This window comes from Pseudomonas sp. GW822-FHT04H02 (genome assembly GCF_058800645.1).
The window spans coordinates 548,898-561,388 of the sequence record NZ_JBXAMM010000005.1 but is presented as its reverse complement, the minus strand read 5'-3'; the positions used below and the strand labels follow the sequence as shown (position 1 = coordinate 561,388).

The following is a 12,491-nucleotide window of genomic DNA, read 5'->3' as shown; positions in this document are numbered from 1 at the left end:
GGCAATCGCGGCCTGCACCCTCAACGGAATTCCCGGCGCTGGCGTATCAGGGCATAGGCGCTGTGCAGCTCCCGGGTCTTTTCCGTAGCCTCACGCACCTGTGCCTCGCTGGCGCCGTTGCCGGCGATCTTGTCCGGGTGATGGCGGCTGAGCAGGCGCCGATAGGCCCGCTTGATCTGCGCCGGCTCGCTGGTAGCTGCAACCCCCAACAGGCGCAGCGCCTCTTGATAAGTCAGGGCGCCTTCGGCCAGTGACTTCCTCGCCGGACCGTAGTCCTGCGCCAACGCCTGCACCTGCTCACGGGTCCAGCCCAGCCATTTGCCCCAGAGCTGGATCAGTTCGCGCTCCGCCGGCCCGACCCGGCCGTCGGCCCAGACCATGCGCCAACAGGCCCGCAGCACGCCTTCGGCGGCATGGGGCTGAGCCGCGAGGCGACGCAGATAGCCGCGCAGACGGTCATTGCCCGACTTGCCGCGGTTGAATGCGGCAATCGCCCGGCGCTGGGCCGCATCGTTCATCTCCAGCGAGCGCATTTCCTGGCGCGCCTGCTGGATATGCCCGTCCATCACCCGGCCATCACTCTTGGCCAGCCGCCCCAGCAGCACGAACAGCAATTCATCATTGCGCAACGCCGGGCGACCGCCCAGGCGTTCACGCACCTGCGCCCAGCTGTGCAGTTGCAGGCGCCGGTCCAGCGCCTGCCCCAGCAACGCACCGAGCATGGCCCCCGGAATACTGGCGATTGCAAATCCAGCTCCGGCTCCGATCAGAGTCCCTGGCCACCACATATCAGCGACTCGCTTGCAGCAAGTGTTCAACCTGGGCCAGACGCTCGACGGTGCCGACATCGACCCAGTGCCCCTGCATATGTTCGCCACTGACCTGGCCTTGGGCCATGGCTTCGCGCAATAGCGGCGCCAGCTTGAACGGACCGGCAACACAACCCTGGAATAACCGCGGATGCAGCACCGATATGCCGCTGAACGTGAGCGCCGCTACGCCTGGCTGGCGGTCGTGCAACTGGCCGTTTACCAGGCAGAAGTCGCCACCACTGGGGTGGTGCGGCGGGTTGTCCACCATCACCAGATGAGCCAGCCCGGCCAGGGGCCGGCGCAGGGCGGCAAAATCGTAGTCGGTCCAGATATCGCCATTGACCACCAGGAACGGCGCGTCCCCCAACAAGGGCAATGCCTGGAAAATCCCGCCGCCGGTTTCCAGCGGCTGGCCTTCGGCCGAATACTGAATGTTCAGGCCCCAGCGCTGGCCATCGCCGAGGGCATCCTCGATCTGCTGGCCGAGCCAGGCATGGTTGATGACGATGTCGCGAAAACCTGCCGCCGCCAGGGCCCGCAGGTGGTACTCGATCAGCGGCATGCCCGCTACAGGCAGCAAGGGTTTGGGAGTGGTCAGGGTCAGGGGGCGCATCCGCTCGCCCTTGCCGGCTGCCAGGATCATCGCCTTCATGCATGGGCTCCCGCCGGCTGGCGCAGGCTGAGCAGCAGTTGCGACAGCTCTGCAAGCTCGGGGCGTCGGGACGTGACCGCCTCTATATAAGCAAAGAAGCGCGGCACGTCGGCCAGGTAGCGTGGTTTGCCATCGCGGTGGCAAATCCGCGAGAAGATACCGATCACCTTGAGGTGACGCTGCACGCCCATCAGGTCGCTGGCCCGCAGAAACTCGTCAAAGTCGTCCTGCACCGGGATACCCCGCGCCCGCGCCTGGTGCCAGTACTGGCTCAGCCAGCCCTGTACCCGGGACTCCGGCCAGCTGAGGAAGGCATCCTTGAACAGACAGGTCACGTCATAGGTCACCGGGCCGTAGACCGCATCCTGGAAGTCCAGCACGCCGGGGTTCGGTTCGCTGTGCATCAGGTTGCGTGGCATATAGTCGCGGTGCACCAGCACCTTGGGTTGCGCCAGGGCGCTGTCGATCAGCAGGTCGCTGGCACGCTGCCATTGCTCGCGCTGCTGTGGACTCAGGCTGATGCCCAGCTCACGGCCGATGTACCACTCGGGGAACAGCTCCAGTTCACGGCGCAGCAGGGCCACGTCGTAACTGGGCAGGGGCGCGTCCATCGACAACTGCTGGAAGGCCAGCAAAGCCTGGAATGCATCCTCGAACAGTGCGTCGGCATTATGTTCGTTGATCACGTCCAGGTAGGTCTGATTGCCCAGGTCATTGAGCAACAGGAAGCCGCGAGGCAAATCTTCTGCATAAATTTTCGGCACGTTGATGCCGCAAGTCGCCAGTAAACGGGCGATATCCACGAAGGGTTTGCAGTTTTCCTGGGGGGGCGGAGCGTCCATCACCACGAAGCTGCGACCCGCGCCCTGCCAACGGAAATAACGACGGAAACTCGCGTCGCTGCTGGCTGCGGTCAATGTTGCCGGGGGCACTTCACCCCAGCCCTGCGCTGCATAAACAATCGCCAACTGCTCATCGAGCCAAACTTTCAGGTGTTGCAAGCGTACATCTTGGTCAGGCATTACAAGGGTCTCCGACGGCGCTAGCCGTCAAGCGGGTCATGCTTTATTATCCAGCATCTTTTTCAGACCATCGAGAGGCGTGCGGCCCACACCGCGGGCAGATGGCACGCAGGAAGCCCGGACTAATAAGATGGCATTGAAATCCCCCGCGTTTCGTAAAAAATTTCCGTTGCTGGTTACCGGCAGTTTGCTGGCCCTGCAACCTCTAGCCACTTCCTTCGTGGTCGCCGCGGAACAGTATGACTGCTCAGTCTCTGCTTCGGGTGGCTGGGCCTGTGCGCCGAAAACCAGCGCCGCCCAACTGCCGCCGCGCCCGGTCCACGACGCCAACTCGGTCAGCTCCAGCGTTGCTACGGCAGCCGATGCTACGGGCGAAGAAGCCAGCGGCGAAAAGTCGAAGCTGGTGACCGAGGCCAAGGGCCGTGGCCTGAAGTCCCGCAGTGCGGACTACAGCCACCTCGACTGGGTACCGCGTGAGAAGCTCACCGCCGCTCAATTGGCCGAGACCGGTCCTTACTGCTCTGGTTCCTATATCGAACCGATTCGTCCTGGCATGAATGACAAGACGAATAAAAGTGACGCCCCGACCTTTATCGGCGCCAAGGCTTCCCGCTATCAGCAGGAAGAACAGGTGGCGACCCTGGCCGGTGACGTGGTCATGCGCCAGGGCAGCATGCAGGTCGAGGCCGACGAGGCCAACCTGTACCAGGCCGAGAACCGCGGCGAACTGAGCGGCAACGTACGCGTACGCGACAATGGCGCGCTGCTGGTAGGCGATCACGCCGACGTCCAGTTGGACACCGGTGAAGCCAAGGTCGACAACGCCGAGTACGTTCTGCACAAATCCCGCGTCCGTGGTAATGCGCTGTACGCCAAGCGTGCGGAAAACGCCATCATCCGCCTCAAGGATGGTACGTACACCACGTGCGAACCGAACAGCAACGCCTGGCAGCTCAAGGGCAACAACATCACCTTGAACCCGGCCACCGGCTTCGGTACCGCGACCAACGTGACCCTTCGGGTCAAAGATATTCCGGTGCTCTACACCCCGTATATCTACTTCCCGATCGACGATCGTCGCCAGTCCGGCTTCCTGCCACCGAGCATCGGCACCAGCAGCGACACCGGTTTCATGCTGGTTACCCCCTACTACTTCAACCTGGCGCCCAACTACGACGCCACGTTGTACCCACGCTACATGGCCAAGCGCGGCCTGTTGATGGAAGGCGAGTTCCGCTACCTGACCAAGAGCAGCGAAGGTCAGTTCGGCGCCGCGTACCTCAACGACGACGACACCGATCGCAAGAAGCAGACCGACTACGAAAAAACCCGCTACATGCTCAACTGGCAGCACAAGGGCGGGCTTGATCAGCGTCTGATGACCGAAGTCGACTACACCAAGATCAGTGATCCGTACTACTTCCAGGACCTGGAAACCGATCAGATCGGCGTGAAGTCCACCGATTACGTCAACCAGCAAGGCGCCGTGACCTACCGTGGCGACGACTACACCGCACGCTTGAACGTGCAGGCCTACGAACTGGCCAGCGTGTCCAACATCACACCGTACAACCGTCTGCCGCAGCTCACCTTAGCCGGTGAGCTGCCGTTCCATCCGCAGGGCCTGGACTTCACCTACGACACCGAGCTGGTGCGCTTTGAACGGGACCTGTTGAAAGGCAACTACACAGATAAAGATGGGGGCCCCATCGATCTGGATACCGGAGCCATTGGTACGCCACGACTGGATACCAACGTCGCCGGCCTGGCTCGCTCCAATGGTGATCGTTTGAACCTCAAGCCTGGTGTCAGCCTGCCGCTGAACTGGAGCTACGGTTATCTGACCCCATCCCTGAAGTACATGTACACCCAGTACAACACCGACCTCGATCGCCAGGGTAAAGATGACCTGGTCACCAACCGGAACAATTCAGCAGCCTTGGGTGAGTCGTTCAAAAGCTCGCAGAACCGTGGCGTACCAATCGCCAGTGTCGACGGCGGCCTGTACTTCGACCGTGATACCCAATGGTTTGGCACCAACTATCGCCAGACGCTGGAGCCACGTGCGTTCTACCTGTACGTACCGGAGAAGGACCAGAAAGACATTCCGGTATTCGACACGGGTGAACCGACCTTCAACTATTCTTCGCTGTTCCGCGAGAACCGGTTCTCCGGCTCCGACCGTGTCGGCGACGAAAACAAGCTGTCCCTGGGTCTAACCAGTCGCTGGATCGAAGACAACGGCTTCCAGCGCCAGCGTGTAAGCGTCGGCCAGGCCATGTACTTCAAGGACCGCACCGTTCAGTTGCCCGGTATCGACTACCGTACCCGCGCCGACGCCACCTCCAACGTCTCGCCTTACGCCCTCGAGTACGAATACCGTTTCAACCGCGACTGGCGCGCCAACGCCGAGTACAACTGGGATCCGGACAGCCACAGCCCGCGTTCCGGCAGTGCGATGTTCCACTATCAGCCTGAAGACAACCCGAACAAGGTGGTCAACGCCGGCTATCGCTATCGCAACGACCAGATTCGCTACGACCAGAACAGCGGTACCTGGAAAATGGGTGGCGACTACGGCACTCCGGGCACTCCGGGCTACGTGAAGGACTACTACAAGATCCAGCAGCATGACTTCTCGGTGATCTGGCCGATCGTGCCGCAATGGAACGCCATCAGCCGTTGGCAGTACGACTACAACCGTAACCGCACGCTCGAGGCCTTCGGTGGTTTCGAATACGACAACTGCTGCTGGAAACTGCGCCTGATCAGCCGTTACTGGGTCAAGTATGACGAGTTCAGTCAGAACGCTCCTGAGAACGAAAAAGGCGACCGCGGCATCTTCCTCCAAATTGTTCTGAAGGGTCTCGGTGGCGTCATGGGCACCAAAGTAGAGAGCTTCCTCGACAAAGGCATCCAAGGTTATCGTGAACGTGAAGACCAAGCTTTCTGATTGTCTGCGCCCGCTGATGCTGGGCGCGCTGTTCCTGAGTACTGCGGCCAGCGCCGCAGTGCAGTCCATCGACAAGGTCGTGGCCATCGTCGACAACGACGTGGTCATGCAGAGCCAGTTGGACCAACGGGTTCACGAAGTCCAGCAAACCATCGCCAAGCGTGGCGGTGGTGTACCGCCTACCAGCGTCCTGGAGCAACAGGTTCTGGAACGCCTGATCGTTGAAAACCTGCAACTGCAGATTGGCGAACGCTCCGGCATCCGCATCACCGATGAAGAACTGAACCAGGCGATCGGCACCATTGCCCAGCGCAACAGCATGAGCATCGAGCAATTCCGTGCCGCCCTGGCCCACGATGGTCTCTCTTATGAGGACGCCCGTGACCAGGTTCGCCGCGAGATGATCATCAGCCGCGTGCGCCAGCGCCGTGTGGCCGAACGCATCCAGGTATCGGAACAGGAAGTGAAGAACTTCCTGGCCTCGGACCTGGGCAAGATGCAGCTCTCCGAAGAACTGCACCTGGCCAACATCCTGATCCCGACCCCGGAAAGCGCCAACTCCGAAGCCATTCAGAGTGCTGCCCGCCAGGCCATGGAGGTGTACCAGCAGCTCAAGCAGGGTGCGGACTTCGCCCAGCTGGCAATCGCCCGCTCCGGCAGCGACAACGCTCTGGAAGGCGGCGACATGGGCTGGCGCAAAGCGGCTCAACTGCCCCCTCCATTCGATCGCGAACTGAGCGCCATGGCCGTGGGCGACATTACCCAACCGGCCCGTACCCCTGGCGGCTTCATCATCCTCAAGCTGCTGGACAAGCGTGGCGGCGGCAATCAGGTGCGTGACGAAGTGCACGTGCGTCACATCCTGATCAAGCCAAGCGAAATTCGCAGCGAAGAAGAGACCAAGCGCCTGGCGCAGAAACTCTACGATCGCATCGAGGCCGGCGAAGACTTCGCCGAACTGGCGAAAAGCTACTCGGAAGACCCAGGCTCCGCCCTCAACGGCGGCGACCTCAACTGGATCGACCCGAACGCCCTGGTGCCGGAATTCCGCGAAGTGATGGCCAGGACCCCACAAGGTCAACTGTCCAAGCCCTTCAAGAGCCCTTACGGCTGGCACGTACTGGAAGTCCTTGGCCGTCGCGCCACCGACAGCACCAGCCAGGCCCGCGAACAGCAAGCCATGACCGTCCTGCGTAACCGCAAGTACGACGAAGAGCTGCAGACCTGGTTGCGGCAGATCCGTGACGAGGCCTACGTCGAAATCAAGCTGCCCGGCGCTGAACAGGCCGCACAGTGAAACCCAGACGTTTCGCTCTGACACCCGGCGAACCGGCGGGTATAGGTCCTGACCTGTGCCTGCTGCTCGCTTCGCAACCCCAGCCTCACCCCCTGATTGCCATTACCAGCCGCGACCTGCTCCTAGAGCGGGCCGCGCAGCTGGGCGTGGCCGTCGATCTGCTGCCGGTAACCCTGGAGCAACTGCCGACTGAACCCGCCCCGGCGAACAGCCTGTATGTCTGGGACACGCCCCTGGCCAAACCTGTGATCAGCGGCCAGCTGGACCAGGCCAATGCGGCTTTTGTCCTGCAAACCCTGACCCGCGCCGGCCAGGGCTGCCTGGACGGGCACTTTGCCGGCATGATCACCGCCCCCGTGCACAAAGGCGTGATCAACGACTCCGGGATCGCCTTTTCCGGCCATACCGAATTCCTCGCCGACCTGACCCACACCGAGCAAGTGGTGATGATGCTGGCCACCCACGGCCTGCGCGTGGCGCTGGTAACCACCCACCTGCCCTTGCGGGAAATCGCCGACGCCATCACTGTCGAGCGCCTGGAGCGGGTCACGCGGATCCTGCATGCCGACCTGCAGCACAAGTTCGGCATCGCCCGGCCACGCATCCTGGTCTGCGGGCTCAACCCCCACGCCGGTGAAGGCGGTCACCTGGGCCGCGAAGAAATCGACATCATCGAACCTACCCTAGAGCGCCTGCGCACCGAAGGCATGGACCTGCGCGGTCCGTTGCCTGCCGACACTCTGTTTACCCCCAAATATCTGGAGCACTGCGACGCAGTGCTGGCGATGTACCACGACCAAGGCTTGCCTGTGCTGAAATACAAAGGCTTCGGTGCGGCCGTCAACGTGACGCTCGGCTTGCCGATCATCCGCACCTCCGTCGACCACGGCACCGCCCTGGACCTGGCCGGCAGCGGCAAGATCGACACCGGCAGCCTGCAGGTCGCCCTGGAAACCGCCTACCAGATGGCCGAGAACCGTATATGACCGAGCAATACCAACACCGGGCGCGCAAGCGCTTCGGCCAGAACTTCCTGCATGACGCTGGCGTCATCGACCGCATCCTGCGGTCCATCCATGCCAAGCCCGAGGACCGCATGCTGGAAATCGGCCCGGGCCAGGGCGCCCTGACCGAGGGCCTGCTGGGCAGCGGCGCCCAGCTGGACGTGGTGGAACTGGACAAGGACCTGATCCCGATCCTCAACCAGCAGTTCGCCGGCAAGAGCAACTTCAACCTGCACCAGGGCGACGCCCTGAAGTTCGACTTCAACACCCTGGGCGCAGCGCCAGGCAGCCTGCGGGTGGTCGGCAACCTGCCCTACAACATCTCTACTCCGCTGATCTTCCACCTGCTGCAGAACGCCGGACTGATCCGCGACATGCACTTCATGCTGCAAAAGGAAGTGGTCGAACGCCTGGCTGCCGGCCCTGGCGGTGGTGACTGGGGCCGTCTTTCAATCATGGTCCAGTATCACTGCCGTGTGGAGCACCTGTTCAACGTCGGCCCGGGCGCCTTCAATCCGCCGCCAAAAGTCGACTCGGCGATCGTGCGCCTGGTGCCCCACGCGGTACTGCCACACCCGGCCAAGGATCATCGCCTGCTGGAGCGCATCGTGCGCGAAGCCTTCAACCAGCGCCGCAAGACCCTGCGCAACACCCTCAAGGCACTGCTCAGCAGCGCCGAGATCGAGGCCGCCGGCGTCGACGGCAGCCTGCGTCCCGAACAACTGGACCTGGCCGCCTTCGTGCGCCTGGCCGATCAGCTGGCAGACCAGCCCAAGCCCGCCACCGACTGAAACGCCCTCGGCTGATATCGGGTAGGACGCCAGACAGGATGTCTGGTCTACTACCCGATACTTGACCTAGACTGACCTCCATCAGTCCTGTCCCGCGTCCCGCTTTGCTTTAAAGGCCTCTTGCATGTCCGATCCTCGTTACCAGGTCGACGTCAGCGTCGTCACTCGCTTTCTGGCAGACCAATCGCAACCCGAGCAGAACCGCTTCGCTTTCGCCTACACCATCACCGTGCAGAACAATGGCTCGCTTCCAGCCAAGCTGCTGTCCCGGCACTGGGTGATCACCGATGGCGACGGGCATGTCGAAGAGGTCCGTGGTGCCGGCGTGGTGGGCCAGCAACCGCTGATCGCCGCAGGCAAAAGCCACACCTACAGCAGCGGCACGGTAATGACCACCCGGGTTGGCAACATGCAGGGCAGCTATCAGATGCTCGCCGAGGATGGCAAACAGTTCGACGCCGTCATTGCGCCCTTCCGCCTGGCCGTGCCCGGAGCCTTGCACTGATGGCGACCTACGCCGTCGGCGACCTGCAAGGCTGCCTGGAACCTCTGCAATGCCTGCTTGAACAAGTAGCCTTCGATCCCGCACGGGATCGCCTGTGGCTGGTGGGCGACCTGGTCAACCGTGGACCGCAGTCGCTGGAAACCCTGCGCTACCTGTATTCGATCCGCGACTCGCTGGTCTGCGTGCTGGGCAATCACGACCTGCACCTGCTGGCCGTCTGGCGCAACGTCGAGCGCCTGAAGAAATCCGACACTCTGCGCGAGATCCTGGAGGCTCCCGATTGCGAGGAGCTCTTGCAGTGGCTGCGCCAGCAGAAGCTGATGCATTACGACGAAGCCCGCAACATCGCCATGGTGCACGCCGGCATAGCCCCCCAGTGGTCGCTGAAGAAAGCCCAGAAATGTGCCGCCGAAGTCGAAGAAGCGTTGCGCGACGACAACCTCTTCGACCCCTTCCTGGACGGCATGTATGGCAATGATCCAGCGAAATGGGACAGTGATCTCAAAGGCGTGACCCGCCTGCGGGTCATCACCAACTACTTCACCCGCATGCGCTTCTGTACCAGCGACGGCAAGCTGGACCTCAAGAGCAAGGAGGGCCTGGACACCGCGCCTCCGGGCTACGCCCCCTGGTTCAGCCACAAGGAGCGCAAGACCCGGGACCTGAAGATCATCTTCGGCCACTGGGCAGCCTTGGAAGGCCATTGCAACGAGCCCGGCATCTTCGCCCTGGACAGCGGCTGCGTCTGGGGCGGGGCCATGACCCTGCTGAATGTCGATAGCGGCATACGCCTGACCTGCGACTGCGATGCCCAGGGCCGCACCGCCGCGCTTTCCCCCGAACCCCTGCCGACACCGGCAAAGCGCTAGCCGGCGCTGATTATCAAGCTCCAGGAGCCCGCCATGAGCGAATTCAAACGCATCCCCCCAGAACAGGCCCAGGCACTGCGCGAGCAAGGTGCGGTGGTGGTGGATATCCGCGATCCGCAAACCTACGCGCTGAACCACATCAGTGGCTCGCAACACCTGGACAATCACTCCATTTCCGACTTCATCCGCGCGGCTGACCTCGACGCTCCGCTAGTGGTGGTTTGCTATCACGGAAACTCGAGCCAGAGCGCGGCGGCCTACCTGGTCAGCCAGGGCTTTTCCGACGTCTACAGCCTGGATGGCGGCTTCGAACTGTGGCGCAGCACTTATCCAGCGGAAACCGCTCAGGGCAACCCTGAATAATTTTTTTCCGACGCTCTAGCCCGCGTACGACGCGGGCTGACGCAGTACCAGACGAACGGTAGCGGGCAACTAATTCCCCATCTCGCCTTGACCTCCCGGATTCCGAACTATCCTTAGCCTCAGGCCATCCAAATCAGGGGAGAGCCGGTACACCGGCGAGCGGGTCATCGGTACTAGCTTTCAAGGTCGATAGCTTTGAAAGTGTTCTGGGGGGTAAACAGCAGCTGGAAACTCAGCTGCATGCCAGCACTTGACTGACTGATCCGACGCCGGCTCCACGTATCGAGCGAGGTGACGTCATGAGTATTTTTAGCCACTTCCAACAACGCTTCGAATCCACACGCCAGGAAGAGTTTTCGCTGCAGGAATACCTGGAGCTGTGCAAGAAGGATCGAAGCGCCTACGCCTCGGCCGCCGAGCGCCTGCTGCTGGCCATCGGCGAGCCCGAATTGCTGGATACCTCGACCAATTCGAGGCTGTCGCGAATCTTCTCCAACAAAGTGATTCGCCGCTATCCGGCGTTCGAAGACTTCCATGGCATGGAAGAATGCATCGATCAGATCGTCTCCTACTTCCGTCATGCCGCTCAGGGCCTGGAAGAAAAGAAACAGATCCTCTATCTGCTGGGGCCGGTGGGCGGTGGTAAATCCTCCCTCGCCGAGAAACTCAAGCAACTGATCGAGAAAGTGCCCTTCTACGCCATCAAGGGCTCTCCGGTCTTCGAATCACCGCTGGGCCTGTTCAACGCCACGGAAGATGGCGCAATTCTCGAAGAAGACTTCGGCATTCCCCGGCGTTATCTCAACACCATCATGTCGCCCTGGGCCACCAAGCGCCTGTCGGAGTTCGGCGGCGACATCAGCCAGTTCCGGGTGGTGAAACTCTATCCGTCGATCCTCAACCAGATTGCCGTGGCCAAGACCGAGCCTGGGGATGAGAACAACCAGGACATCTCGGCCCTCGTGGGCAAGGTGGATATCCGCAAGCTGGAAGAATTCCCCCAGAACGACGCCGACGCCTACAGCTACTCCGGGGCGCTGTGCCGGGCCAACCAGGGCCTGATGGAATTCGTCGAAATGTTCAAGGCACCGATCAAGGTGCTGCACCCATTGCTGACCGCGACGCAGGAAGGCAACTACAACAGCACCGAGGGCCTGGGGGCGATTCCGTTTACCGGCATTCTGCTGGCCCACTCCAACGAGTCGGAATGGCACACCTTCCGCAACAACAAGAACAACGAAGCCTTCATCGACCGGATCTATATCGTCAAGGTGCCGTACTGCCTGCGGGTCACCGATGAGGTGAAGATCTACGACAAGCTGCTGTTCAACAGCTCCCTGGCCAAGGCCCACTGCGCCCCCGACACCCTGAAGATGCTGGCGCAGTTCACCGTGCTTTCGCGCCTCAAGGAACCGGAGAACTCCAACATCTACTCGAAGATGCGGGTGTATGACGGCGAAAATCTCAAGGACACCGATCCCAAGGCCAAGTCGATCCAGGAGTACCGTGACAGCGCCGGCGTCGATGAGGGGATGAACGGGTTGTCGACTCGCTTTGCCTTCAAGATCCTGTCGAAGGTCTTCAACTTCGACCCTCACGAAGTGGCGGCGAACCCGGTGCACCTGCTGTACGTGCTGGAACAGCAGATCGAGCAAGAGCAGTTCCAGGCAGAAACCCGCGAGCGCTACCTGCGCTTCCTCAAGGAATACCTGGCACCGCGCTACATCGAATTCATCGGCAAGGAGATCCAGACCGCCTACCTCGAGTCCTACAGCGAGTACGGCCAGAACATCTTCGACCGCTACGTGCTCTATGCGGACTTCTGGATCCAGGATCAGGAATACCGCGATCCGGAGACCGGCGAAATCCTCAATCGCGTGGCCCTCAACGAGGAACTGGAAAAGATCGAAAAACCGGCCGGGATCAGCAACCCGAAAGATTTCCGCAACGAAATCGTCAATTTCGTCCTGCGCGCCCGGGCCAACAACAACGGCAAGAACCCCACTTGGCTCAGCTACGAGAAGCTGCGGGTGGTCATCGAGAAGAAAATGTTCTCCAACACCGAGGACCTGTTGCCGGTCATCAGCTTCAACGCCAAGGCGAGCAAGGAGGATCAGCAGAAGCACAACGACTTCGTCACACGAATGGTCGAGCGCGGCTACACCGACAAACAGGTACGGCTGCTATCCGAATGGTATCTGCGGGTCAGAAAGTCGCAGTAAA

General features: G+C 61.5%; 11 protein-coding genes. 8 read left to right on the top strand and 3 right to left on the bottom strand.

Translation table 11 applies throughout. The annotated features are described in order from the left end of the window. Positions 1-20: 20 nt before the first annotated feature. The 3 genes from AC1RMG_RS24505 to AC1RMG_RS24495 are packed head-to-tail and all read right to left on the bottom strand — an operon-like array spanning position 21 to position 2,486. The gene (locus AC1RMG_RS24505) at positions 21-788 is read right to left on the bottom strand and encodes a TerB family tellurite resistance protein (RefSeq protein WP_011063821.1); all 768 of its coding nucleotides are present in this window, start codon (positions 786-788) and stop codon (positions 21-23) included. Position 789: 1 nt separating this feature from the next. Further along, a complete protein-coding gene (murU, locus tag AC1RMG_RS24500) occupies positions 790-1,464 on the bottom strand; it encodes an N-acetylmuramate alpha-1-phosphate uridylyltransferase MurU (protein WP_015637249.1) in 675 nt (224 codons plus the stop codon). Next, on the bottom strand, positions 1,461-2,486 hold the full coding sequence (locus AC1RMG_RS24495) for an aminoglycoside phosphotransferase family protein (protein WP_493170437.1): 1,026 nt from the start codon (positions 2,484-2,486) through the stop codon (positions 1,461-1,463). Before AC1RMG_RS24495 ends, murU begins: the two co-directional genes overlap by 4 nt. Positions 2,487-2,616: 130 nt before the next feature. Here AC1RMG_RS24495 and AC1RMG_RS24490 point away from each other — a divergent pair, with 130 nt between their 5' ends. From AC1RMG_RS24490 to AC1RMG_RS24455, 8 genes are all read left to right on the top strand, one after another. Further along, positions 2,617-5,439: an LPS-assembly protein LptD gene (locus tag AC1RMG_RS24490; protein ID WP_125063638.1), complete on the top strand. Its 2,823-nt coding sequence runs from the start codon at positions 2,617-2,619 to the stop codon at positions 5,437-5,439. Next, positions 5,420-6,736, top strand: a complete 1,317-nt coding sequence (gene surA / locus AC1RMG_RS24485; RefSeq protein ID WP_493170435.1) for a peptidylprolyl isomerase SurA — start codon at positions 5,420-5,422, stop codon at positions 6,734-6,736. Before AC1RMG_RS24490 ends, surA begins: the two co-directional genes overlap by 20 nt. Beyond that, on the top strand, positions 6,733-7,722 hold the full coding sequence (gene pdxA, locus AC1RMG_RS24480) for a 4-hydroxythreonine-4-phosphate dehydrogenase PdxA (RefSeq protein WP_015637252.1): 990 nt from the start codon (positions 6,733-6,735) through the stop codon (positions 7,720-7,722). Before surA ends, pdxA begins: the two co-directional genes overlap by 4 nt. Beyond that, complete coding sequence (rsmA, locus tag AC1RMG_RS24475) at positions 7,719-8,531, top strand: 16S rRNA (adenine(1518)-N(6)/adenine(1519)-N(6))-dimethyltransferase RsmA (RefSeq protein WP_011063827.1); 813 nt, start codon at positions 7,719-7,721, stop codon at positions 8,529-8,531. The genes pdxA and rsmA overlap by 4 nt, the downstream gene beginning before the upstream one ends. 124 nt (positions 8,532-8,655) lie before the next feature. Then, on the top strand, positions 8,656-9,036 hold the full coding sequence (gene apaG / locus AC1RMG_RS24470) for a Co2+/Mg2+ efflux protein ApaG (protein WP_011063828.1): 381 nt from the start codon (positions 8,656-8,658) through the stop codon (positions 9,034-9,036). Next, on the top strand, positions 9,036-9,905 hold the full coding sequence (locus AC1RMG_RS24465; protein WP_220223362.1) for a symmetrical bis(5'-nucleosyl)-tetraphosphatase: 870 nt from the start codon (positions 9,036-9,038) through the stop codon (positions 9,903-9,905). Before apaG ends, AC1RMG_RS24465 begins: the two co-directional genes overlap by 1 nt. Before the next feature lie 33 nt (positions 9,906-9,938). Next, entirely contained in the window at positions 9,939-10,268 is a 330-nt protein-coding gene (gene glpE, locus AC1RMG_RS24460; RefSeq protein ID WP_011063830.1) for a thiosulfate sulfurtransferase GlpE, read from the top strand. A gap of 299 nt (positions 10,269-10,567) precedes the next feature. After that, a complete protein-coding gene (locus AC1RMG_RS24455; protein ID WP_011063831.1) occupies positions 10,568-12,490 on the top strand; it encodes a PrkA family serine protein kinase in 1,923 nt (640 codons plus the stop codon). Position 12,491 lies beyond the last annotated feature (1 nt).

What these genes read in the sequence shown, in the direction of transcription:
- glpE (WP_011063830.1), top strand. Translation starts at nt 9,939, where the DNA reads ATGAGCGAATTCAAACGCATCCCCCCAGAACAGGCCCAGGCACTGCGC.
- AC1RMG_RS24505 (WP_011063821.1), bottom strand. Translation starts at nt 788, where the DNA reads ATGTGGTGGCCAGGGACTCTGATCGGAGCCGGAGCTGGATTTGCAATC.
- apaG (WP_011063828.1), top strand. Translation starts at nt 8,656, where the DNA reads ATGTCCGATCCTCGTTACCAGGTCGACGTCAGCGTCGTCACTCGCTTT.
- AC1RMG_RS24465 (WP_220223362.1), top strand. Translation starts at nt 9,036, where the DNA reads ATGGCGACCTACGCCGTCGGCGACCTGCAAGGCTGCCTGGAACCTCTG.
- murU (WP_015637249.1), bottom strand. Translation starts at nt 1,464, where the DNA reads ATGAAGGCGATGATCCTGGCAGCCGGCAAGGGCGAGCGGATGCGCCCC.
- AC1RMG_RS24490 (WP_125063638.1), top strand. Translation starts at nt 2,617, where the DNA reads ATGGCATTGAAATCCCCCGCGTTTCGTAAAAAATTTCCGTTGCTGGTT.
- AC1RMG_RS24495 (WP_493170437.1), bottom strand. Translation starts at nt 2,486, where the DNA reads ATGCCTGACCAAGATGTACGCTTGCAACACCTGAAAGTTTGGCTCGAT.
- AC1RMG_RS24455 (WP_011063831.1), top strand. Translation starts at nt 10,568, where the DNA reads ATGAGTATTTTTAGCCACTTCCAACAACGCTTCGAATCCACACGCCAG.
- rsmA (WP_011063827.1), top strand. Translation starts at nt 7,719, where the DNA reads ATGACCGAGCAATACCAACACCGGGCGCGCAAGCGCTTCGGCCAGAAC.